The sequence below is a fragment of the Dactylosporangium sp. NPDC051087 genome (assembly GCF_055586325.1).
On the sequence record NZ_JBVJIJ010000009.1, the window covers coordinates 160368 to 181478 of the forward strand.

Here is a 21111-nt window from a genome sequence, read left to right on the forward strand (position 1 = left end):
GTCGAGGGGAGGCGGGACGCGATGCGGGCACGGCTGGCCGACGCCGAGGGTTTCATCGAGCACGAGGGCGTCAAGATTCACTTCGAGGTGCTCGGGGACGGCGGCCCGACGATCCTGCTGCTGCCGACGTGGACGTTCGTCCACAAGCGGGTCTGGAAGATGCAGGTGGCCTATCTCGCCCGGCACTTCCGGGTCGTCACCTATGACGGGCCGGGCAACGGCCGGTCCGACCGGCCGCTGACACCCAGGGCATATGGGCAGGCGGCCCAGGTCGCCTATGCCCTCGCCGTGCTCGACGCGACCGGCACCGACCGGGCCGTCGTCGTCGCGCTCTCCCGCGCCGTCAACTGGGCGCTCGAGCTGGCCGCGGAGCACCCCGGGCGGGTCCACGGCACGGTCACCATCGGTGCCTCGATCGCGCTCACCCCGCCCGGCCAGGCCCGCGCCGCCTCCGGCGGGCTCGACGACCCGCCCGCGCCCGACCTGCCGCCGTCGTCGGTGCCGCGGCTCGGCACCGACCCGGCCGGCCACTGGCGCAAGTACAACCGGCGCTACTGGCGGTCCGACTTCGACGACTTCGCCTGGTTCTTCATGGGCCAGTGCTTCAGCGAGCAGCACTCGACGAAGGCGATCGAGGACGGTGTCGCCTGGGCGCTGGAGACCACCGGCGCCGTCCTCGACGTCGAGAGCCAGGCCGACCGTCCCGGCCGGGAGGCGCTCGAGGCGTGGTGCGCCGAGCTGACCGGCCCGGTGCTGGTCCTGCACGGCAGCGACGACCGGGTCGTCCCGCTCGCGCGCAGCGAGGCGCTCGCCGAGCTCACCGGCGGCGACCTCGTCGTCATCGACGGCGGCGGGCACATCCCGATCGCCCGCGACCCCGTCCAGGTCAACCTGCTCGTGCGCGGGTTCGCCGACCGGTTCCGCCCGGCCGCGCCGACCCGTCACGTGTGGAGCCGCTGGCAGTCCCGCCCGCAGCGCGTCCTCTACCTGTCCTCGCCGATCGGCCTCGGCCACGCTCGCCGCGACCTGGCGATCGCCGCGAAGCTGCGCGAGCTGCGGCCCGGCGTCCAGATCGACTGGCTCGCCCAGCACCCCGTCACCCGCATGCTCGCCGATGCCGGCGAGCGCGTCCACCCCGCGAGCCGCTTCCTGGCCAACGAGTCCGCGCACGTGGAGAGCGAGTCCGGCGAGCACGACCTGCACTGCTTCGAGGCACTGCGCAGGATGGACGAGATCCTCGTCGCCAACTTCATGGTCTTCCACGACCTGCTCACCGAGGAGCGTTATGACCTGGTGGTCGGCGACGAGGCCTGGGACGTCGACCACTTCCTGCACGAGAATCCTGAGCTGAAGCGCTCGGCGTATGCGTGGCTCACCGACTTCGTCGGCTTCCTGCCGATGCCGTCCGGCGGCGAGCGCGAGGCCCTGGTCGCCGCCGACTACAACGCCGAGATGATCGGTCACATCGCCCGCTACCCGCGCCTGCGCGACCGGTCCGTCTTCGTCGGCGACCCCGACGACGTGATCGACGAGCGCTTCGGCCCCGGCCTGCCCCGCATCCGCGACTGGACGGAGGAGCACTACGACTTCGCCGGCTATGTCACCGGCTCCACCGCCGGGCCCGAGGTTTCGCACGCCGAGCTGCGGGCGTCGCTCGGCTATCGAGACGACGAGCGGGTCTGCATGGTGACCGTCGGCGGGTCAGGCGTCGGCACCCACCTGCTCCGCCTCGTCGCCGCCGCGTTCCCCGAGGCGGCCCGCCGCGTGCCCGGCCTGCGGATGATCCTGGTGACCGGCCCGCGCATCGACCCGTCCACGGTGACAGCCCCGCCCGGCCTGGAGGTCCTGCCCTATGTGCCGTCGCTGGACCGTCACCTCGCGGCGTGCGACCTCGCGGTGGTGCAGGGTGGCCTCACGACCTGCATGGAGCTGACCGCGTCCGGCCGCCCGTTCATCTACGTGCCGCTGCGCAACCACTTCGAGCAGCAGTTCCACGTCACCCACCGCCTCCGCCGCCACGGCGCCGGCCGCAGGATGGACTACGACACCCTGACCCCCGAGACGCTCGCGGCGGCGATCGCGGAGGAGATCGACCGCCCCGTCACCTACCACCCCGTCCCATCTGACGGCGCCACCCGCGCCGCGACCCTGCTCGCCGAGCTCTTCTGACCTTCCACACCTCCGGACGGCGTGCCGCTTTCGCCAAACCCCGAGCAGCGCCGGCGTGCCTGCACGCACCCCCGACCCGTCGAGCCGACAAGCGCCCCACCTGGGAAGGCTTACGAACACGGGTCGACCGTCGACACCTGTCGCCGCGGCCCCGGCCAGTCGTCCCGGCCGCTCGTCGCGGTCGGTCGCGGTTGGTCGTTGCGGCCGGTTGCGGCCGGTCGTCCGGCTGCTCGTTGCGGTCGGTTGCGGTTCGTCGTCGCGGTTGGTCGCCGCGGCCGGTTGCGGTTGGTCGTCGCGGCCCGGTCGTCCGGCTGCTGGTCGCGGTTGGTCGTCGCGGCCCAGTCGTCCGGCTGCTCGTCGCGGTTGGTCGTTGCGGTTGGTCGTCGCGGCCCAGTCGTCCGGCTGCTCGTCGCGGTTGGTCGTTGCGGTCGGTCGTTGCGGTCGGTCGTCTGGCTGCTCGTTGCGGTCGGTCGCCGCGGTCGGTTGCGGTTCGTCGTCGCGGTTGGTCGCCGCGGCCGGTTGCGGTTGGTCGTTGCGGTCGGTCGTCCGGTTGCTGGTCGCGGTTGGTTGTCGCGGTTGGTCGCGGTCGGTCGTCGCGGCTCAGTCGTCCGGCTGCTCGTCGCGGTGGTCGTTGCGGTCGGTCGTCCGGCTGCTCGTCGCGGTTGGCCGTTGCGGCAAGGTCGTCCCGGTCGCTCGCCCCCGGCTGCTGGTCGCGGCTGCTGGTCGCGGTCGCTGGTCGCGGTCGCTTGCCCCGGCTGCTGGTCGCGGCTGCTGGTCGCGGTTGGTCGTCGGGCTCGGTTGTCGCGGCTCGTCGTCCTGGCAAGTCGTCCCGGTCGCTCGCCCCCGGTCGCTCGCCCCCGGTCGCTCGCCCCCGGTCGCTCGCCCCCGGTCGCTCGCCCCGGCTGCTCGTCGCGGTTGCTGGTCGGGATCGGCGATGCGCCGTGGTCCGCGGGCTCGGCTGAGGGAGGAGCGGACGCCGTCACTTCGCGGGGTGGCCCGCCGGGACCGGGCCTGGTCGCCGCGCGGAAAAAGAATCTCGGCGGTCATGTCGAAACGCGGCGGGTCCGTTCGACGCGTTGGTAGCGGCACGGTGAGCGTGCCCCGGTAGGAGGAGATCGACATGTCGTTCCAGGCGTACCTCGACAACATCGAGACCAAGACCGGCAAGACCCCGCGCGAGCTGCTGGCCCTCGCCGCCGAGCGTGGCCTCGACGTCCCGGGTGTGAAGGCGGGGGCGATCGTCGACTGGTTGAAGGAGGACTTCGACCTCGGCCGCGGGCACGCGATGGCGATCGTGGCAGTGATCAAGAACGGTCCGAAGGTCCCGGGCAAGCACGTCGGCACCACCGGAACGCACCGGGACGACAGCGACACCCTCTGGCTCGACGGCAAGGCGACCCGGCCCGGCGGCAAGCGTTGACCGCGGCGATCGAAGAGGCCTGAGCACTGGCACGTGCCGGCGGCGGAGGCGGGAGATCTGCCACGGTGACCACGTGCCGGCCAGGCACGCCCGCAGCTCGTTGCACGGCGGATCGGCGCCTGAGATGTGCGCCGTCCGAGGATGGAGGGCCGGCGAGGGCGAGAATGCGGCGGTGAAGGTCGACAGCGTGTGGTTGCGGGAAGCTGTGCTCGGGGCGACCCGGGCGGTGCTGGGCGGGCTGGCCGGTGACGAGTACTGCGGGTTCGCGCTGTACTCCGATGACGGGGCGATGACCGTGTGCTGCGCGGTCAACACCCGGGAGCACCTCGAGCGGGCGACACCGGCGGACCCGGGCGACGCCGAGTACTGGGAATGGAGCCCGGCGGAGTGGGCCCTGGAAGGCATCGGTGACGAGCATTTCGACGCCATCTGCCGGTCGCTCAGGGACGCCGGGGCGCAGACGCAAGGCGCGGCATTTGTCGAATTTCGCGACATGGTGTTCGAAACCTGCGTTGGGGTGCTGGAAACGCTGATCGAGAAAGAGGAGATCAACAGGAGTGCGGTTGTGGTGTTTGCGGTGTCCGACACCGATGATCTGCGGCGGGAAGTGGCGTGGGCACGGCGGCTGAACTCCGCGGCACGGGCGGAACGGTTCGCCGAATGGATCAACGCAGGCCAAGTTGATCAATGAATCTCGATTGATCCGCATTGACCGTGGTGCAAAGGTCACCGATTGCCATATGGTGGCCTGACCGGCTGCGAGGCCCGCGCCGAATTGGTCAATGGAATGCCGAATTTGCACATGGTGAATGGGACCTGGACAACGGATTCGGGACCGTCATCAAGTCCGCTGCGTCACTTCGGAGGAGCCGTGCATCGCGTCCGTCGGATCGTCACCACGCTGTCGGCAGGGATCCTCCTGACCTCGGCGCTCGTCGCCGTCCCCGTGACCGCATCGGCGGAGCAGGCCGTCGCGTCCGGTGGGTACGCCGCCGTGATCAGGCGCACCAGCTACGGGGTGCCGCACGTGCTGGCCGGCAACGTCGGCAGTGCCGCGTTCGGGCAGGCGTGGGCATACGCGGAGGACCGGTTCTGCGACCTCGCCGACCAGATCGTCAAGGTCCGCAGCGAACGGTCCAAGTGGTTCGGCCCCGGGCCCGACGGCGTCAACCTGGCGACCGACCTCGCGTACCAGTCGCTCGGCCTCGTCGACCGCGCCAGGGACCAGCTCACCCGGCTGCAGCCCGAGGAGCGCGACATCCTCAACGGCTACGTGCGCGGCTTCAACGCCTACCTCGCGGCCACCGGCGCGTCCAGGGTGCCCGGCTGGTGCGCCGGGCAGCCGTGGGTGGCGCCCATCAGCGCTGTCGACGTGCTGGCGTACCAGCGCAACATCGCGCTCCTGGCCAGCGGCGACGCCCTGCTCGGCCCGATCGCCTCGGCGACGCCGCCGGGCAGCCTGACCGCGAAGCCGGCCATCGGCGGCGACGTCACGAAACAGGGGCTCGAGGCGCTCGGCGAGCAGAAGGCGCTGTCCAGCAACGGGTGGGCGCTCGGCGCCGACAAGACGCAGACCGGCAAGGGCATGCTGGTCGGCAACCCGCACTTCCCGTGGGAGGGCGAGCTGCGGTTCTGGGAGTCGCAGCTGACCGTGCCCGGCAGCCTCAACGTGTACGGCGCGAGCCTCGGCGGCCTGCCCGGCGTGCAGATCGGCTTCACCGACAAGGTCGCCTGGACGCACACGATCGCGGAGGGGTCGCGGTTCACGTTCTACTCAGTCGACCTCGTCCCGGGGTCGCCGACCACGTACTACGTCGACGGCCGGCCCGAGGCGATGACGTCGAAGCAGGTGACGATCCGGGTCGGGCAGAGCACGGTGACCCGCACGATGTGGTTCACCCGCTACGGCCCGGTGCTGGACCTGTCCGCGATCGACCCGGCGTTCGGCTGGAGCACGACGACCGCGTACACGTACCGCGACGGCAACATCGACAACGACCGGCTGCTGCGGGTGTGGCTCAACATGGCCCGCGCCACCGACGTGGCCGGGCTGCGCGCCTCCATCGGACGGGACCAGGGCATCCCGTGGGTGAACACGATCGCGACCGACTCGGCCGGCAACGCCTGGTACACCGACTCGTCGCCGACGCCGAACCTGACCGACGCGTCCCTCGCCGAGCTCGCCGCCCATCCGCTCGGCGCGCTCAACGGCAGCGACAGCGCCAACGCGTGGGTCGTCGCGCCGGGGGCGCGCTCGCCGGGGCTGATCCCGTTCGCGCAGCAGCCGCAGCTGCAGCGCCGCGACTACGTGTTCAACGCCAACGACAGCCACTGGGTGCCCAACGCGAACAGGTTCCTGACCGGATTTTCCCCGTTGCAGGGCCTGGAGGGCACGCCGCTGTCGGCGCGCTCCAGGCAGAACCTGAAGCTCATCAACGGCACCGCCAGGTTCGACCTCGCCGGGCTCGGCACCGCGATCCTGTCCGGTGACTCGCTGACCGCCTCGGAGCTGGCCGGCTACGTCGTCGCGTCGTGCCGCGCGCAGGGCACCCGTCCGGTGTCCGTGGACGGTACGCCGGTCGACATCAGCGCCGGCTGCGCCGTGCTCGGCTCGTGGGACCGGCTGTTCGAGCTGCCGAGCCGCGGCGCGGTCCTGTGGCGGGAGACGATCGGCGCGGTCCTCGCCGAGCACCCGGACGCGCTGACGACCGCCGGTCCGCTGTTCGGTGTGCCGTTCAACCCCGCGGACCCGGCGCGGACCCCGCGTGGCGCGCCGGCCGACCCGGCGCCGCTGCTGACCGGTCTGGCCCGGGCGATGCTGCGGATGCGGGCCGTCGGGCTGCCGTTGAACGTGCAGCTGCAGACCGTCCAGTACACGGTGAAGGCCGGCCAGAAGATCCCCGTGCCCGGCTCGACGGAGAACGTCGGCATCGCCAACATGGCGCAGTACGAACCGTTCCCGGGCTCGTCGCGGGAGCCGTTCATGGACCCGGGGACGTTCGTGCCCGGCAGCGACCTGACCGACAAGGGCTACGTCGTCAACTACGGCACGAGTTTCCTGCTGACGCTCGCCTACACGGCGTCGGGCCCGCAGGCGCGCTGCATCCTGACCTTCGGCGAGTCGAGCGATCCCGACCAGACGCTGCTGTGGCGCAACAAGCAGCTGCGCGACTGCCGCTACTCCGAGTCGTCGATCGCGGCCGACCCGAGGCTGACCGTCAAGACCGTGTGGGGGTGACCGGCCGGCGCCGCCGATCACCCTCAGGTCATCCTTGTCGCCGCGGATCCGTCGGTACGGTGGGGAGGATGACGGTTGGAGCACCGGTCATCTTCGGGTTCGACGGATCCGTCGCGTCGGCGCGGGCCGTGCGCGACGCGGCGCCGCTGCTCGGGCCCCGGCACGCGCTCGTCGTCACGGTCTGGGAGCCCGGCCGGCGCTTCGAGGTGGCGACCCTGCCGGTCACCGGGCTGGAGATGCCGCCGACCGTGCTGGACCTGCGCAGCGCGATCGAGGCGGACTCGGCGGCGTACGACGCCGCCAAGCAGACGGCCCGGCACGGGGCGGTGCTGGCCCGGGAGGCGGGCTTCCTCGGCGTCACCGGCCTCGCCGTCGCCGACGACATGACCGTCGCCGAGACGTTGCTGCGCATCGCCCGCGAGCGCGACAGCCCCGGCATCGTCGTCGGCGCCCACGGGCACCGCAAGCTCAGCGAGCTGCTGCTCGGCAGTACCTCGGACACCCTCGTCCACAAGTCGGACCGCCCGGTCGTCGTGGTCCGCGCCCACGCCGCGGGCTAGGTCGTCCCGCCGGGCCGGAGGGTGCCAGACTTGGGGGCATGGGTCTGTACACACTCGAGACGGCGCGCGCGGAGCTCGCCCGGTTGCGGCCGCTGCTCGACGAGCTCATCACCGTGCGGGCGGACGCGACCGAGCTCGCGGCGGCGCTCGCACCCGGCGGTGAGCCGACCGAGCTGGGCGGGCTGCCGGAGTGGAAGGCCCGCTCGGCGCGGTTCGACGAGCTGGTGACGTCGCTGCAGGAGGCCGACGTGCAGATCAAGGGCGTGGCGCCGCTGCTGCTGGACTTCCCGTCGTCGGTCGACGGCGTGCCGGTCCTGCTGTGCTGGCTCGAGGGGGACGCGGACCTGGCCTGGTTCCACCGCGCCGACCTGGGTTTCGCCGGCCGCCGCCCGCTGTAGTCACGGCACGGCCCGGTCCACGACGACCTCGTAGACCATGTCGGTGGTGATGGAGCCGACCCGGGCGAGCTCCGAGGTGATGCGGGCCAGGTCCGGCATGTCAGCGGCCAGGATCTCCGCCACGTAGCAGGCCTCGCCGGTCACCCGCACGCACCGCACGATCTGCGGCTCCCGTGCCAGGACGCCGGCGACCTTGTCGAAGAGGGCGCCGTGGACCTTCATCCGGACGACGGCCCGCAGCGGCAGGCCCAGCGCGACCGGGTCGACCCTGGCCGTGTAGCCGGTGATGACGCCGCGCTCCTCCAGGCTCTTCAGCCGCGCCCGGGTCGCCGACACGCCGAGGTGGATCGCGGCGGCGAGGGTGGTCAGCGACGCGCGGGCGTCCCGCTGCACCGCCGCGAGCAGCTGCCGATCGACCTCGTCGAGCCCGGGTGCGGTCATCGCGGCAGGCTACCGCAGATTCTGCGGCGGACCGGCCGGGATGCCGCACGAACGTGCTGCACCGGGGTCCGTGCGGGCCGTAGCGTCGTTGCCGTGCTTGATTTCGTGTACGTCGACGTGTTCGCCGCGACGCCGCTCACCGGTGCGCCGCTGACCCTCGTGACCGACGCCGACGGTGTCACCGACGACCAGATGCGGGCCGTCGCCCGCGAGTTCAACCAGTCCGAGACGACGTTCGTGCAGCGGCCGACCCTGCCCGGCACGACGCGGCGGCTGCGCTCCTTCACGCCGACCGGGCAGGAGGTGTACGGCGCCGGCCACAACGCCCTCGGTGCGTGGCTGTGGCTCGCCTCGACCGGTGAGCTCGAGGTCCACGACGAGGCCACCTACACCCAGCACATCGGCGACGTCGTGTACCCGGTGCACGTGCGCCGCGACGGTGACCGGGTCGTCGTCACGATGGAGCAGGCGCCGCCGGTGTTCGGTGCCGTCGTCACCGACCGGGCCGGGCTGGCCGCCGCGCTCGGGCTGGGTCCGGACGACCTCGTCGCGGACCGGCCGGCGCAGGTGGTGTCGACCGGGGCCGGGCACCTGCTCGTACCCGTCCGCTCGCGGGACGCCGTCGACCGGGCCGCGCCGGACGGCGCCCGCCTCACCGCGGCACTGCGCGAGGTCGACGGGGAGGGCTGCTACCTGTACACGGCCGACACGGACGCCACCGCGTACGCGCGGTTCTTCAACCCGGCGATGGGTATCTGGGAGGACCCGGCGACGGGCACCGCCGCCGGGCCGCTGGCCGCGTTCCTTGCCGGCGGCGGCGACCTCGTCGCCGTCATCGAACAGGGACACTCGATGGGCCGGCCGAGCCGCATCACCGTGACCGTCACCGGCACCCGGGTGCAGGTCAGCGGCTCCGGCCTGGTCGTCGCCCGCGGCACGATGATGCTTCCGGAGGCTTCGTGACGACACCGCTGGACGAGCAGTTCCTGCGCAGGGCGATCGAGCTGGCGGTCCGGGCCAGGGCGGCCGGCGAGGCGCCGTTCGGGTCGCTGCTCGTCGGCCCCGGCGGCGACGTCCTCGCCGAGGACCACAACACCGTCCTGTCCGACGGCGACATCAGCGCCCACCCGGAGCTGAAGCTCACCCGCTGGGCCGCCCGCAACCTGACCCCGGACGTCGCCGCCGGCACCACGCTGTACACCAGCTGCCAACCGTGCGGCATGTGCACCGGCGCCATCGACCGCTCCGGCCTCGGCCGGGTCGTCTACGCCCTGTCCGCCGCCCAGCTCGACGCCTTGAAGCCCGGCGGCGGCTTCCCCGCCGTGCCGCAGGATGGCCCGTTCCTGCTGGACGCGGCGAGGGCGGCCGTCGACGGCTACTACACGTGACCGCACCCGGCGGGCGTCAGTCGTCGAGGTCCACGCCCTTGGCGAGGGCCAGATCGACGGCCTTCTTCGCCTGGTCCGGGTCCGTGACCACCGGGGTCAGGAGCTTGGACAGGGCTTCCAGGCCGGCGCGGTCCGTGCCGTACGCGCAGAACATCCCGGCCTCGGGGTCGTAGGAGAAGCGGCCCGCGAGCGCCGGCTCCTCGGTGTCGACCAGCAGCCGGGCGATCGCGGCCCAGAAGTAGCCGTGCGGCTCGTGGCCGAGGGACTGCAGGACGCCGTCGACGGCGGTGGTGCCCGCGTTCAGCAGCAGCGAGTACTTGCCGGGCGAGGTCTCGATCAGGCGCAGAGGGTTCATGGGCGCATCCTGGCAGGCTCGTCAGCGGGGCGACGGAAGAGGGTCGCCCTGGCGGACGAGGCCGCTCTGGTACGCCAGGACGACCAGCTGGGCCCGGTCGCGGACGTTGAGTTTCGTCATCGCGCGGTTCACGTGGGTCTTCGCGGTCAGGGGCGACACGAACAGGTGCGCGGCGATGTCGTCGTTGGACAGGCCGTGGGCGACGAGGACGAGGACCTCGCGTTCCCGGTCGGTGAGCAGGTCCAGGGCGGGCAGGACGTCCTGCGCGCCCGGGCGCAGCGTGGTCAGGAAGCGGCTGACCAGGCCGCGGGTGGCGCGGGGGGACAGCAGGGACTCGCCGCCGGCGACGACCCTGATCGCGTGCAGCAGGTCCGCCGGGGCGACGCCCTTGCCGAGGAAGCCGCTGGCGCCCGCCTGCAGGGCCAGGACCACGTTGTCGTCGGTCTCGAAGGTGGTGAGGACGAGGATGCGCACGCCGGCGAGGTTGTCGTCGGCGCCGATGCGGCGGGTGGCCTCCAGGCCGTCCATGCGGGGCATGCGGATGTCCATGAGGACGACGTCGGCGCGGGCGGTGCGGGCCAGGTCCACGGCCTCGCGGCCGTCGGCGGCCTCGGCGACGACCTCGAACCCGGGCTCCGAGTCGATGATCATCTTGAAGCCGGCGCGAATGAGGGCCTGGTCGTCGGCGAGCAGGACGCGGATGGTCATGACGGCAGGACCGCGTGGACGCGGAAGAGACCGGCGGCGACCGGGCACGCGGTCACGGTGCCGCCGGCGGCGGCCGCCCGCTCGCGCATGCCGAGCAGCCCGTACCCGGAGCCCGCCGAGGGAGCGGCCGGCGCGATCCGGTTGCTGACCGAGAGCACCACGTCGGACGGGGTGTACTCGACGACCAGGTCGGCCGGGCCGTCGCCGTACCGGTGCGCGTTCGTCAGGGCCTCCTGCACGATGCGGTACGCCGCGAGATCCACCATCGCGGGAAGGTCCCGTGCCTCGCCGACCTGCCGGTGCCGCACCCCGAACCCGGTCGTCGACAGCGTGGCGAGCAGCTCCGGCAGGTGCGCCAGGCCCGGGGTCGGCTCCGAGGACCCGCTGTCGGGCTCGTCGGCGCCGCGCAGGACCCCGACCACCGACTGGATCTCCTTCAGCACCGTGTCGGACGCCTCGCGGATGTGGTTGAGGACCGGCCCGACCTGCTCCGGCCGGCGCTGCAGGACGTGCGCGGCGGCACCGGCCTGCACGCTGATGACCGCGATGTGGTGCGCCACCACGTCGTGCAGCTCCCGGGCGATGCGCAGGCGCTCGTCCATGACCCGGCGGCGGGCCTCGTCCTCGCGGGTCTGTTCGGCGCGGCGGGCGCGCTCCTCGACCTCGGCGACGTACGCCCGGTGCGAGCGGGCCGCGTCGCCGACCGCGGCGGCCATGAAGATCCACGCGAAGATGCCGAGCGTCTCGCCCCGCCACCAGTCCCCGGCGGCGACGACCAGCCCGGTCAGGTAGACGATGCTGGAGGCGGCCACCGCGCACAGCCAGCCCTTGCGCCGGTCGGTGTGCGCGGCGATCGAGTACGTGATGACGCCGAGCGCGACGATCAGCCCGGGGTTGCTGACGCCCTGCAGGATCGCGCCGACGGTCGCGAGGGTGGCGATGCCGAGCGCTTCGAGGGGGCGCAGCCGGCGGATGAGCACGGCGACGAACGCCACGCCAGCGACCAGCACGTCACCGGCGGTGGCCCGGTCGTCGGCGGCGGCGCGCAGCACCGCGAACGCCAGGACCAGCGCGAGCAGCATGTCCAGCAGGAGAGGCCTGCCGGCGATCTGCTTCCACACCCCGCTACCGTCCATCACCCTGCACCGTACGCGGCGGGGAGCCCGCGCGGCGTCGTCCGGCCGCGGTACCCGCCACCGGCGCGGATACCACGCCCGTGGTAGGCCGGAGCCTGCGCCGGGACGACGCTTTCCGGCGCGCGGAGCTCGAGTGTTGAGCGCATGGCTACCTACCTGTACCGGCTCGGCAGGCTGAGCTTCCGCCGACGGAAGCTGGTCCTCGCGCTGTGGCTGGCCCTGATCGCGGCCCTCGGCGTCGGCGCGGCCACCCTGTCCGGACCGACGGCCGGCACGTTCGAGATCCCGGGCACGCAGGCCCAGCAGGCCCAGGACCTGCTCGCCCAGCGCTTCCCGCAGGCGGGTGCCGGCGGCGCGCAGGCCCGGGTGGTGTTCGCCGCGCCGGAGGGGGAGCGGCTCACCGACCCGGACAACGCCGCCGCCGTCGAGCGGACCGTCACCGCGCTGAAGGCCGGTGGGCACGTCGCCACCGTCAGCGACCCGCTGCGCGGCACCGTCAACGCCGCCGGCACCGTCGCGTACGCGCAGGTGACCTACACCGTCGCGCCGATCGGCATGACCGACGACGACCGTGAGCGGCTGGTCGCGGCGGCCGGGACCGGGCGCGCCGCGGGACTGACGGTGGAGATCGGCGGCGACGCGCTGCAGGCGCCCGCCGAGCAGGGGATCGCCGAGGTGGTCGGCCTGCTCATCGCCGCGCTCGTCCTGCTGGTCACCCTCGGCTCGCTGGTGTCCGCGGGCCTGCCGCTGCTGACCGCGCTGCTCGGCGTCGGCGCGGCGATGGCCGGCATCCAGATCGTCACCGGCTTCGCCGACATCAGCAGCAGCACGCCGACCCTCGCGCTGATGCTCGGCATCGCCGTCGCCATCGACTACGCGCTGTTCATAGTCTCGCGCTTCCGGCACGAGATCGCCCTGGGCAGGGAGGGCGTCGAGGCGGCCGGGCGGGCGGTGGGCACGGCCGGGTCCGCGGTCACGTTCGCCGGGCTCACGGTCGTCATCGCGCTCGGCGCCCTCGCGGTCGTCAACATCCCGGTCCTCACCCAGATGGGGCTCGCCGCGTCCGGCGCCGTCATCGTCGCGGTCCTCATCGCGCTGACCCTGCTGCCGGCCCTGCTCGGGTTCGCCGGGCAGCGCGTCCTGAAGGGCCGGAAGATCAGCGACGGCGGCACCATGGGACGGAAGTGGGCGCTGCTCGTCACCCGGCGGCCGCTCGTGACCCTGGCCGTGACGGTCGCCGGTCTCGTCGCCGTCGCCGTCCCGGTCCTCGACATGCGGCTGGGCCTGCCCGGGGACAACCTGGCCGGGCCGCAGACGACGCAGCGCAAGGCGTACGACATGCTCACCGACGGCTTCGGTCCCGGCTTCAACGGGCCGCTGCTCGTCGTCGTCGACGCCGCCGGCAGCCCGGACCCGGCCGCCGCCGCGACCACCGCGGCCGGGAGCATCGCGCGGCTGCCCGGTGTCGTCACCGTCAGCCCGCCGGTGCTCAACCCGGCCGGCGACACCGCGATCCTGCAGGTCGTCCCGGCGACCGCGCCGGACGCCGCGCAGACCACCGACCTCGTGCACGCCATCCGGGGCCTCGCGCCGGCCGGCGGCGCGACCCTCGCGGTCACCGGCACGACCGCCGTCAACATCGACATCTCGGCGAAGATGGGCTCGGCGCTCGGCCCGTACCTCGCGGTCATCGTCGTGCTCGCGTTCCTGCTGCTGACGCTGCTGTTCCGGTCGCTGCTGGTGCCGTTGAAGGCGATCGGCGGGTTCCTGCTCAGCGTCGCCGCCACGTTCGGCGCGGTCGTCGCCGTGTTCCAGTGGGGCTGGCTCGCCGGCCTCATCGGCGTCGAGCAGACGGGCCCGATCGTCAGCCTGCTGCCCGTCATCCTCATCGGCATCGTGTTCGGCCTCGCGATGGACTACGAGGTGTTCCTCGTCAGCCGGATGCGGGAGGAGCACGTGCACGGCGCCGCGCCCGGCGACGCCGTCGTCAACGGGTTCAGCCACGGCGCGCGGGTCGTCACGGCCGCCGCGATCATCATGATCAGCGTGTTCTCCGGCTTCGTCCTGTCCCCCGAACCCATGATCAAGTCGATCGGGTTCGCCCTGGCGGCCGCGATCCTCTTCGACGCGTTCGTCGTGCGGATGACCCTGGTGCCGGCGGTCATGATGCTGCTCGGCAGGCGGGCGTGGGCGCTGCCGGGCCGGCTCGACCGGCTCCTGCCCGACGTGGACGTCGAGGGCGAGCGGCTGAACGCCGGCGAGCCCGCGCCACCCAGGGCGCTCGTCAGTGCCGGAACTGCCGCTCGATGAGCTCGAGCAGCGCCGCGTGGGTCGCCTGATCCGCGGCGGCGAGGAGGCCGCCGGCCCCGGTGTGCAGCGGCTGCCCGCGCAGCCCGGTCACCACGCAGCCGGCGGCCTCGCACAGCGCGACGCCCGCCGCGAAGTGCACGCTGTCGCGCAGGTCGCCGTCGTACACGTACGCGGCCCGGCGGCCCGCCGCCACCCACGCGAGGGCGAGGCTCGTCGACACGACCCGTGGCCGGAAGCGTTCGCCGAACGCCGGATCCGCGAGGAGCCGCGCGGGGTGGAAGGCGGGGGCGTTCGGGTGCGGCGGGTCGAGGTCGACGTCCACGAGGGTCGTCTGCGGCGTCGGTACCAGCGGCGCGTCCGACCCGGAGCTGCGCACCCGGGCCTGCCCGTCGAAGGCCCAGAACACCTCCCCGGCGAACGGGTCGGCGGACACCGCCACCGGGGTGCCCTCCGGGGTGCGCAGCGCCACGTTGACGCAGACGAGCATCGCGCCGGCGGCGTAGTTGAGCGTCCCGCACAACGGGTCGACCATCCACGTGCGGTCCCCGCCGCCGGTGCGGCCGGACTCCTCGCCGAGCAGGGCGTCGCCGGGCCGGGCGGCGCGCAGCACGCCGAGGATCGCCCGCTCCGCCTCAAGGTCGGCGGCGGTCGCGAAGTCGCCGCCGCCCTTCGCGTAGTGCTCCAGCCGGGTCCCGAAACGGGAACGGACCACCGCCGCGCCCGCTTCGGCGGCGGCGATGGCCAGCTCCAGGTCGTCGATCGTCACCGTCAGACGATAGCCGGGGCGACCGCCGCGGGGTCCTGGGCGATCGGCGCGCCGCCCCGCGCCCGCAGGGCGAGACCCGCGGCGCCCAGGATCGTGACGGCGAGGGCACCCGCCACGAGCAGCGTCCCGGCGTCGGGTTCGAGCAGCGGCTGGCCGCGCAGCGCCTGCCAGGTCAGCAGGGCGATGAGGCCGCCGTACCCGAGCGCCGCCGCCCGCACGAGCCCGCGCGCCACCCGCTGCGAGGCGAGCACCCCGCCGGGCCGGCGCCGGGCGGCCGCGGCGAGCAGCAGCGCCAGCAGCGGCAGCGCCTGCAGCGCGTGGATGCCGACGAAGTGCGGGATGCGCAGGTCCCCGCCGGTCGTCGACCAGCCGGTCACCGGCATCGCCGGGCCGCCGTCGGCGACGCCGACGCTGTGCGCGCCGATCGTGCCGACCACCTCGCCCCGCTCGAGGGCGGCGTCCTGCTCGTCGGTCGGGGTCGTCATGAGGAACGCGACCAGCATCCCGGCGAGCGACAGCGCGAACCCGAGCCGCGCCGCGGACTTCAGCACCGGGTCGCCGCCGCGCTGGACCGCCACCACGATCGCGACGACGAGGCTCGCCGTCCACAGCACCACGACCATGTTGCCCATCAGCGACCACACGGTCTCGTCGAACGGGGTGCTGTTGTTGAAGTGGCTCGGCCGCCCCCGCACCGCCTGGAGCACGACGAGGGTCATCTCGGCGGCCGACGCGACCGCGACGACCGTCCCGGCCCACCAGCCGGTCCGGCGCGCGCGGCGGGCGTGCCGTAACAGCCAGGCGAGGGTCACCGCGTACACGCCGAGCGACACACCGAACTTGAAGGGCTTGAGCCAGGCGGGGCTGCCGGCGACGAGCCGGTCGTCGACGAGGATCCCGGCGAGGGACACGAGGGTCACGGCACCCATCGCCGCCGCGAACCACAGCAGCGGGCGGTGCCATCGGAGGGGCTGCGGACCGGTCATGGTGGACATGGCCCTACGGTCCCAATCCGGGCCGCCCGGCACAGGCCCGCCGCCCCCCGTCTTCCGCGTCCCGCCATCCCCAGACGGCGTGCTGGGGCTGTCCCTACCTCCGCGGGGTCAGCAGGTCGGCGACGAAGGCGAACGCGGCCGGGACGACCGTGCTCCAGTAGCCGAAGTTGTGCCTGCCGCGGGTGTACGAACCGGCGGCGGGCGGCTCCGGGAGGTGGTCCTGAAGGGCGCGGACCGGCGGGTAGTAGGGGTCGTCGCGGCCGCACCACAACCCGACCGGGGTGCCCAGGAGCGCGTCGGCGGCGGTGAACACGTCGTCGCCGGGCGCGACCGCGGGGGAGAACGCGGCGACCGCGCGAGCGAACCCGGGGAACGTCTCCGCGAGCAGCAGCGCCCCGGCGCCGCCCATCGACCAGCCCCACAGCGCGATCCGGCCCGTGTCGAACCCCCGCTCGGCGCACCACGTGGGAAGCTCCTCGTGCACCATCCGCCGCGGGTCGTCCGCTCCCGAAGGACGCCAGGCGAGGCGGTCGCCGGCCGCGCCCGCGAGCACGAACGGTGCAGCGCCGTCCTCGACGGCCGCGGTCAGGAACCGGCCGAGGCCGAGGGCGGGGAAGTCGCGGGGCGCCTTCGACCCGCCGTGCAGGACGAAGCACACCGGCAGCCCGCGGCCGTCGCCGTGCCCGGCCGGGACGCTCGTGTAGAAGTCGACGGTCCTGCCCCGCGCGGCCGAGTGCCGGCGCTCGAGCCGTTCGTCGCCGGCCGCGACGTCCGGCACGACCGCTGCCGGGCCGGTCCCGCCGAACAACCGCCCGGCGAGCGCCGCGCCGAACCCGGCGTGGCCGGCGAGATAGAGCCCACCGCCGGTCGCCGCCGCCGTGACGGCGACGCCCGCGGCGCCGGTGAGCAGGAGTCGTCGGCGCAATGCGGTCACCCCGTGTCGTGTCGTGGCCTCCCCGGTTGCGGCGGCTCTGCCTGTACCAACGACGCAGCGGCGGTCAGGTCCGCGTCCGGGGGCACCGGATCGCACGACGGCTCAGTGGTAGAAGCCGATGATGCCCTTCTGCTCGGCGGCGGCTCCGGCGGTCCAGGCGGCGAGCGCGCGGACCTCGTCGGACGTGCCGTTGCGCAGCGGCTCGGCGGCGGCCGCGACCTCGTCCGCCGTCCAGTAGCCGATGGCGGGGAAGTCGTCCGGCGGCGGGAAGCTGACCGGCGCGCCCCGGAAGATCAGGTCCGACATGCTGATCCCGGCGCCGGTCTCCTTGACCGCGGGGTCGACGGTACTGTCCAAATAGGACGACGGGCACGGGTAGAAGAGGCTGTTGTCGAGGAACCTGCCGGAGAACTCGACCATGTACTTGAACCCGTAGCCGTACAGGTGGCCGGGCAGGGTCTTGTCGCCGCCCATGACGAGGTGCTCGATCGCCGTGAACACCGACGGCGCGCCGCGCTCGCTGGAGCAGTCGAGGTCGTCGTTGAGCCGCGCGATGTCCGTGCGGAACCTGCCGCAGATCGCCCGCCGCATCTGGTTGTCGCCGCTGCCGCACAACGCGGTCAGCTTGTCGATGTCCACCCGGTAGGCCATCACGCCGTAACCCATGGAACCCCCTCGTCCTGTCGTGCGCCGACGGTACCCCGCGCCGGCGGGTCAGCCCGAGGCCAGGGCGGGACGGGCCTGGCGGGCCAGCGCCCAGCGCCACGCCAGCTGGACGGCCAGGGTGGCCGCGACGGCGACCGTGAACGTCAGTGGCGTGCCGAGGCGCTCGACGAGCACGGCGACGATCAGGCAGAACACGGCGAAGCCGAGCAGCCCCTGCGGGACGCCGCGCAGCGTGCGCACCGCGCCGCCGGTGCCCTGCCGGGCGAGGACGAAGGCGGCCACGACGCTCGTCGCGATGGGGAACGGGGCGAGCACGCCGGTCAGCGCCGGGCCGACCGTGGCGGCGGCGGTGGTCACGGCCACGACCAGGGCGGCCGTGGCGAGGGAGCGGCCCGGCAGGTCCCACCACGGCCACCCGGTCGCCGCCGGGGAGTCCGTCGCCGGCTCGGGCGGGAACACGCGGAGCGCGAGCCAGGCGGTGGCCAGTACCACCGCGAAACCGAGGAACGGGGGGACGCTCAGCCGGGCGAGCACCAGGTCGAGGGCGAGGGTCACGAGCCACGCCACGGACAGCGAGCCGGCCCAGCCGAGCCGGCGCGAGCACCACGCGAACACGACCGTGAACACCGCCAGGGACACCAGCCCGAGCAGCGCCGACGAGGCGGCGCGGGCGCCGAAGCGCGGGCCCTGCTCCACGCAGGTGACGAGGAGGATCGGGCCGGCCACGATCGGCAGCGCGACGAGGGTGCCGGCGACGGCGGCGCCCCACCGGCGGCCGGCGAGCGACGAGCCGACGACGAGCAGCGGGGCGAGCAGCAGTTTCAGCAGCAGCGCCACCGTCACGCGCGGCCCTCCTGCTCGGCCTCGACGGCCGTGTTCCAGTCGCGCTTGGCGGCCTGCCAGCCGTCCTCGTCGTGGCCGAGCCGCCAGTACCCGGAGATCGACAGCCGGTCCAGCGGCACGCCCCGGTCGAGACGCAGGTGGCGGCGGAGCTCCTTGACGAAGCCGGCCTCGCCGTGGACGAACGCGTGGACGTCGTCGCCGTGCCACGTGACGCCGGTGACGGCCTCGACGAGGGCCTCGCCGATGGGGCGGTCGCCGCGGCGCAGCCACGTCACGCCGGCGATCTTCTGCTCCTCGCGGGCGTCGGCGACCTCGACGAACGCCTCCGCGACGGCGCCTTCGGGGAGGCGCTCCATCGCGACCGCGATCGCCGGCAGGGCGCTCTCGTCGCCGGCGAGGAGGTGCCAGCCGGCCGCCGGGTCGGGCGAGTACTTGCCGCCGGGCCCGCCGAACGACAGCTCGTCGCCGGGCCGGGCGTTGACCGCCCACTGCGCGGCGAGGCCGCTGTCGCCGTGGATGACGAAGTCGAGGGTCAGCTCACGCGTCGACGGGTCCCAGTCACGCACCGTGTAGGTCCGGGTGACCGGCCACTGCTCGCGCGGGAACTCGGCCCGGATCGTGGCGAGGTCGAACGGCCGCGGGTAGACGACCCCGGCGGCCGGGAACATCAGCTTCACGTAATGGTCGGTGTGCTGCCCGGCGTCGAACCTGGCGAGCCCGTCGCCGCCGAGCACCACCCGGTGCATGTTCGGGGTGAGGCGCTCGGTGCGCACCACCCGCCCGGTGTGTGCCTGCGGTGCCCGCCGCGCCGGTTGCTCTGCCATCACACGCCAACGGTATACGCCCCGCGGAGCACCGGTTGTCCGTCCGCGGCGGCGGCACCGGCACCGGCAATTCTGAAAGGGACTTTCACATCGGACCGATCCATGGCATTGTGAAAGTGTCTTTCAGAGTTTGGGGGAGTGGCATGGGGCGTGAGGCGCGGCGGACGGTCACCGAGCCGGAGGCGTTGCGGGCGCTGGCCCACCCCGTCCGCTATGAGCTGCTCAACCACCTCATCGCCGAAGGGGCCGCCACCGCGTCGCAGTGCGCGCGGGCCGTCGGGGACACCCCGTCCAACTGCAGCTACCACCTGCGCGCCCTGGCGAAGGCCGGGCTCGTCGCGCCCGACGGGTCCGCGGACGGCCGGGAGCGGCCCTGGCGGGCGCTCGTCACCGGCTTCGACGTGCCGCCCGGCGCGGACCCCGGGTCCCCGGCCGGCCGGCAGGCGGCGCTGATCGCGGCCCTCGCCGTCCAGCGGGACCAGCGGCTCGTCCGGGGGTGGATGGAGCGCCGCGACCGGGCGCCCGCGCAGTGGCGCGACGCCGACCACTACGGGCTCTACACGCTGCGGCTCACCCCTGCCGAGCTGCGCGAGCTCGGCGACCGGATCGACGCCCTCGTCCGGCCGTACATCGCGGCGACCCGCGACGACGCACCCGCCGGCGCCGAGGCGGTCCACCTCGGCTTCCACGGATTCCCGATCAGCACCGACGAGGAGGCGCCAGATGCGACAGCTCCTGCGGCACCGTGACTTCCGCCGGCTGTGGCTGGCCGGACTCATCTCCGACACCGGTGACTGGCTGCTCCTGGTCGCCCTGCCGATCCTCGTGTACCAGCTGACCGGCTCGCCCCTGCAGACGTCCTATGCGTTCCTGATCGAGCTGGCGCCGGCGGTCCTCCTCGGGCCCCTGGCGGGACATCTCGCGGACCGCTGGGACCGCCGGCGGCTCCTGGCCGGCATCGCGGTGGTCCAGGCCGTCGCCCTCCTGCCGCTGCTGCTCGTCAAGGACCGCGGCGACCTGCCCGTCCTGTACGCCGTCATCGCCGTCGAGGCGGCCATGCTCACCATGTTCGGCCCGGCCAAGAACGCGCTGCTGCCGACCCTGGTGCCGGCCGGTGAGCTGGTGCCGGCGAACGCGCTGATCGGGCTCGGCCAGAACGCCGGGCGCCTCGCGGGCGGGCCGCTCGGCGGGCTGCTCCTCGCGCTGAGCGGCCTGCCGGTGATCGTCGCCGTCGACCTGGTCACCTTCATCGCGGCCGCGGCCCTCATCGCCGGCGTGCGGAGCACCTCCAGCGGGGCCGGGGCGAAGGCCGCCGCCGGGACGCGCCGCGCCGGCAGCCGGAGGATCCGGGCCGGCCTCGGCATCGCCGTCCTGGCCGGCGCCGCGCAGGGCATCTTCGTCGTCCTGTTCGTCGTCTGGGTCGCCCGCGAGCTCGGCGGCGGCGCGGCCGAGACCGGGCTGCTGCGCGGGGTCCAGGCCATCGGCGCCGTCGCGCTGGGCCTGCTCCTCGCCGCCGCCCCGCGCACCCCCGGCCCCGGCACCCTCATCGCGGCGGGCGCCGGCGCGTTCGGCGTGCTGTCCCTCGCCGTGTGGAACGGCCCGGCGCTGACCACCGCCCTGCCGGTCTACGTCACGCTGTTCATCCTCGTCGGCGCGCCCGGCGTGGTCATGCTCACCGGGCTGACCAGCCTGCTGCAGCAGGAGACGACCGACAGCACGCGCGGCAGGGTGTTCGGCGTCTTCGGCGCGGTCTACGAGGGCAGCAGCGGCGCCGGGATGCTCGCCGCCGGCGTCCTGGCCGACCGGATCGGCATCATGCCCATGCTCAACCTGCAGGCCGCCCTGTACCTCGCGGCCGGAGCGGCCGCCCTCGTGACGCTGAACGCAAATTGGTCCGGACCTGTTATCCGGAAACCCGCCCGCCGGGAGGGCGTCGTTCACCCTCATTGATTTCGATGCG

Annotated in this window: 21 protein-coding genes; 11 read left to right on the forward strand and 10 right to left on the reverse strand. The window is 73.6% G+C overall.

Annotated elements, in window-relative coordinates:
• Window positions 1–21: 21 nt before the first annotated feature.
• The 6 genes from ACZ6TV_RS18965 (at window position 22) to ACZ6TV_RS18990 (ending at window position 7785) form a co-directional block, all read left to right on the forward strand.
• A complete protein-coding gene (locus ACZ6TV_RS18965; protein WP_465298495.1) occupies window positions 22–2169 on the forward strand; it encodes an alpha/beta fold hydrolase in 2148 nt (715 codons plus the stop codon).
• 1120 nt (window positions 2170–3289) lie between these two features.
• Window positions 3290–3589 carry a DUF4287 domain-containing protein gene (locus tag ACZ6TV_RS18970; protein WP_465298496.1) on the forward strand — a complete coding sequence of 100 codons (300 nt, stop codon included), beginning with the start codon at window positions 3290–3292 and terminating at the stop codon, window positions 3587–3589.
• A gap of 172 nt (window positions 3590–3761) precedes the next feature.
• Entirely contained in the window at window positions 3762–4280 is a 519-nt protein-coding gene (locus tag ACZ6TV_RS18975) for a DUF4303 domain-containing protein (protein WP_465298497.1), read from the forward strand.
• A gap of 180 nt (window positions 4281–4460) precedes the next feature.
• The gene (locus ACZ6TV_RS18980; RefSeq protein WP_465298498.1) at window positions 4461–6827 is read left to right on the forward strand and encodes a penicillin acylase family protein; all 2367 of its coding nucleotides are present in this window, start codon (window positions 4461–4463) and stop codon (window positions 6825–6827) included.
• A gap of 68 nt (window positions 6828–6895) precedes the next feature.
• The gene (locus ACZ6TV_RS18985) at window positions 6896–7387 is read left to right on the forward strand and encodes a universal stress protein (protein WP_465298499.1); all 492 of its coding nucleotides are present in this window, start codon (window positions 6896–6898) and stop codon (window positions 7385–7387) included.
• Between the two features lie 38 nt (window positions 7388–7425).
• The gene (locus tag ACZ6TV_RS18990) at window positions 7426–7785 is read left to right on the forward strand and encodes a DUF2203 domain-containing protein (protein WP_465298500.1); all 360 of its coding nucleotides are present in this window, start codon (window positions 7426–7428) and stop codon (window positions 7783–7785) included.
• Here ACZ6TV_RS18990 and ACZ6TV_RS18995 read toward each other — a convergent pair whose 3' ends face one another.
• Complete coding sequence (locus ACZ6TV_RS18995; RefSeq protein ID WP_465298501.1) at window positions 7786–8226, reverse strand: Lrp/AsnC family transcriptional regulator; 441 nt, start codon at window positions 8224–8226, stop codon at window positions 7786–7788.
• A gap of 93 nt (window positions 8227–8319) precedes the next feature.
• Here ACZ6TV_RS18995 and ACZ6TV_RS19000 point away from each other — a divergent pair, with 93 nt between their 5' ends.
• On the forward strand, window positions 8320–9189 hold the full coding sequence (locus ACZ6TV_RS19000) for a PhzF family phenazine biosynthesis protein (protein WP_465298502.1): 870 nt from the start codon (window positions 8320–8322) through the stop codon (window positions 9187–9189).
• Window positions 9186–9614 carry a nucleoside deaminase gene (locus tag ACZ6TV_RS19005; protein WP_465298503.1) on the forward strand — a complete coding sequence of 143 codons (429 nt, stop codon included), beginning with the start codon at window positions 9186–9188 and terminating at the stop codon, window positions 9612–9614. The genes ACZ6TV_RS19000 and ACZ6TV_RS19005 overlap by 4 nt, the downstream gene beginning before the upstream one ends.
• Before the next feature lie 16 nt (window positions 9615–9630).
• Here the strand turns inward: ACZ6TV_RS19005 and ACZ6TV_RS19010 are convergent, their stop codons facing one another.
• From ACZ6TV_RS19010 to ACZ6TV_RS19020, 3 genes are read right to left on the reverse strand one after another with little or no spacing between them, the layout of a single operon-like run.
• Window positions 9631–9969: an Imm51 family immunity protein gene (locus tag ACZ6TV_RS19010; RefSeq protein WP_465298504.1), complete on the reverse strand. Its 339-nt coding sequence runs from the start codon at window positions 9967–9969 to the stop codon at window positions 9631–9633.
• Between the two features lie 21 nt (window positions 9970–9990).
• Window positions 9991–10677 (reverse strand): response regulator, encoded by a 687-nt coding sequence (locus ACZ6TV_RS19015; RefSeq protein WP_465298505.1) that lies wholly within the window; start codon window positions 10675–10677, stop codon window positions 9991–9993.
• Window positions 10674–11813 carry a sensor histidine kinase gene (locus tag ACZ6TV_RS19020; RefSeq protein ID WP_465298506.1) on the reverse strand — a complete coding sequence of 380 codons (1140 nt, stop codon included), beginning with the start codon at window positions 11811–11813 and terminating at the stop codon, window positions 10674–10676. Before ACZ6TV_RS19020 ends, ACZ6TV_RS19015 begins: the two co-directional genes overlap by 4 nt.
• A 144-nt stretch (window positions 11814–11957) precedes the next feature.
• On the opposite strand from ACZ6TV_RS19020, the gene ACZ6TV_RS19025 reads away from it, so the two are divergent.
• Window positions 11958–14123, forward strand: a complete 2166-nt coding sequence (locus ACZ6TV_RS19025) for an MMPL family transporter (RefSeq protein ID WP_465298507.1) — start codon at window positions 11958–11960, stop codon at window positions 14121–14123.
• Here ACZ6TV_RS19025 and ACZ6TV_RS19030 read toward each other — a convergent pair.
• From ACZ6TV_RS19030 to ACZ6TV_RS19055, 6 genes are all read right to left on the reverse strand, one after another.
• On the reverse strand, window positions 14098–14889 hold the full coding sequence (locus tag ACZ6TV_RS19030) for an inositol monophosphatase family protein (protein WP_465298508.1): 792 nt from the start codon (window positions 14887–14889) through the stop codon (window positions 14098–14100). The genes ACZ6TV_RS19025 and ACZ6TV_RS19030 overlap by 26 nt on opposite strands.
• A gap of 2 nt (window positions 14890–14891) precedes the next feature.
• On the reverse strand, window positions 14892–15884 hold the full coding sequence (locus tag ACZ6TV_RS19035; RefSeq protein WP_465298509.1) for a hypothetical protein: 993 nt from the start codon (window positions 15882–15884) through the stop codon (window positions 14892–14894).
• A gap of 94 nt (window positions 15885–15978) precedes the next feature.
• Window positions 15979–16809: an alpha/beta hydrolase-fold protein gene (locus ACZ6TV_RS19040; protein ID WP_465298510.1), complete on the reverse strand. Its 831-nt coding sequence runs from the start codon at window positions 16807–16809 to the stop codon at window positions 15979–15981.
• A 111-nt stretch (window positions 16810–16920) separates the two neighbouring features.
• Window positions 16921–17484: a DUF7691 family protein gene (locus tag ACZ6TV_RS19045; protein ID WP_465298511.1), complete on the reverse strand. Its 564-nt coding sequence runs from the start codon at window positions 17482–17484 to the stop codon at window positions 16921–16923.
• A gap of 48 nt (window positions 17485–17532) precedes the next feature.
• A complete protein-coding gene (locus ACZ6TV_RS19050; protein ID WP_465298512.1) occupies window positions 17533–18327 on the reverse strand; it encodes a hypothetical protein in 795 nt (264 codons plus the stop codon).
• Entirely contained in the window at window positions 18324–19151 is an 828-nt protein-coding gene (locus ACZ6TV_RS19055) for a siderophore-interacting protein (protein WP_465298513.1), read from the reverse strand. The genes ACZ6TV_RS19050 and ACZ6TV_RS19055 overlap by 4 nt, the downstream gene beginning before the upstream one ends.
• Window positions 19152–19294: 143 nt before the next feature.
• Between ACZ6TV_RS19055 and ACZ6TV_RS19060 the strand changes: the two genes are divergently transcribed.
• Together ACZ6TV_RS19060 and ACZ6TV_RS19065 are read left to right on the forward strand one after the other, a co-directional pair.
• Complete coding sequence (locus ACZ6TV_RS19060) at window positions 19295–19900, forward strand: ArsR/SmtB family transcription factor (protein ID WP_465298514.1); 606 nt, start codon at window positions 19295–19297, stop codon at window positions 19898–19900.
• Complete coding sequence (locus tag ACZ6TV_RS19065) at window positions 19875–21101, forward strand: MFS transporter (RefSeq protein WP_465298515.1); 1227 nt, start codon at window positions 19875–19877, stop codon at window positions 21099–21101. Before ACZ6TV_RS19060 ends, ACZ6TV_RS19065 begins: the two co-directional genes overlap by 26 nt.
• Window positions 21102–21111: the final 10 nt, after the last annotated feature.

Excerpts from the sequence above, each read along its gene's own strand:
- ACZ6TV_RS18995 (WP_465298501.1), bottom strand. The coding sequence starts at position 8,226 with ATGACCGCACCCGGGCTCGACGAGGTCGATCGGCAGCTGCTCGCGGCG.
- ACZ6TV_RS18965 (WP_465298495.1), top strand. The coding sequence starts at position 22 with ATGCGGGCACGGCTGGCCGACGCCGAGGGTTTCATCGAGCACGAGGGC.
- ACZ6TV_RS19020 (WP_465298506.1), bottom strand. The coding sequence starts at position 11,813 with ATGGACGGTAGCGGGGTGTGGAAGCAGATCGCCGGCAGGCCTCTCCTG.
- ACZ6TV_RS19025 (WP_465298507.1), top strand. The coding sequence starts at position 11,958 with ATGGCTACCTACCTGTACCGGCTCGGCAGGCTGAGCTTCCGCCGACGG.
- ACZ6TV_RS18985 (WP_465298499.1), top strand. The coding sequence starts at position 6,896 with ATGACGGTTGGAGCACCGGTCATCTTCGGGTTCGACGGATCCGTCGCG.
- ACZ6TV_RS19035 (WP_465298509.1), bottom strand. The coding sequence starts at position 15,884 with ATGTCCACCATGACCGGTCCGCAGCCCCTCCGATGGCACCGCCCGCTG.
- ACZ6TV_RS18970 (WP_465298496.1), top strand. The coding sequence starts at position 3,290 with ATGTCGTTCCAGGCGTACCTCGACAACATCGAGACCAAGACCGGCAAG.
- ACZ6TV_RS19015 (WP_465298505.1), bottom strand. The coding sequence starts at position 10,677 with ATGACCATCCGCGTCCTGCTCGCCGACGACCAGGCCCTCATTCGCGCC.
- ACZ6TV_RS19065 (WP_465298515.1), top strand. The coding sequence starts at position 19,875 with ATGCGACAGCTCCTGCGGCACCGTGACTTCCGCCGGCTGTGGCTGGCC.
- ACZ6TV_RS19045 (WP_465298511.1), bottom strand. The coding sequence starts at position 17,484 with ATGGGTTACGGCGTGATGGCCTACCGGGTGGACATCGACAAGCTGACC.
- ACZ6TV_RS19010 (WP_465298504.1), bottom strand. The coding sequence starts at position 9,969 with ATGAACCCTCTGCGCCTGATCGAGACCTCGCCCGGCAAGTACTCGCTG.
- ACZ6TV_RS18990 (WP_465298500.1), top strand. The coding sequence starts at position 7,426 with ATGGGTCTGTACACACTCGAGACGGCGCGCGCGGAGCTCGCCCGGTTG.
- ACZ6TV_RS19060 (WP_465298514.1), top strand. The coding sequence starts at position 19,295 with ATGGGGCGTGAGGCGCGGCGGACGGTCACCGAGCCGGAGGCGTTGCGG.
- ACZ6TV_RS19055 (WP_465298513.1), bottom strand. The coding sequence starts at position 19,151 with ATGGCAGAGCAACCGGCGCGGCGGGCACCGCAGGCACACACCGGGCGG.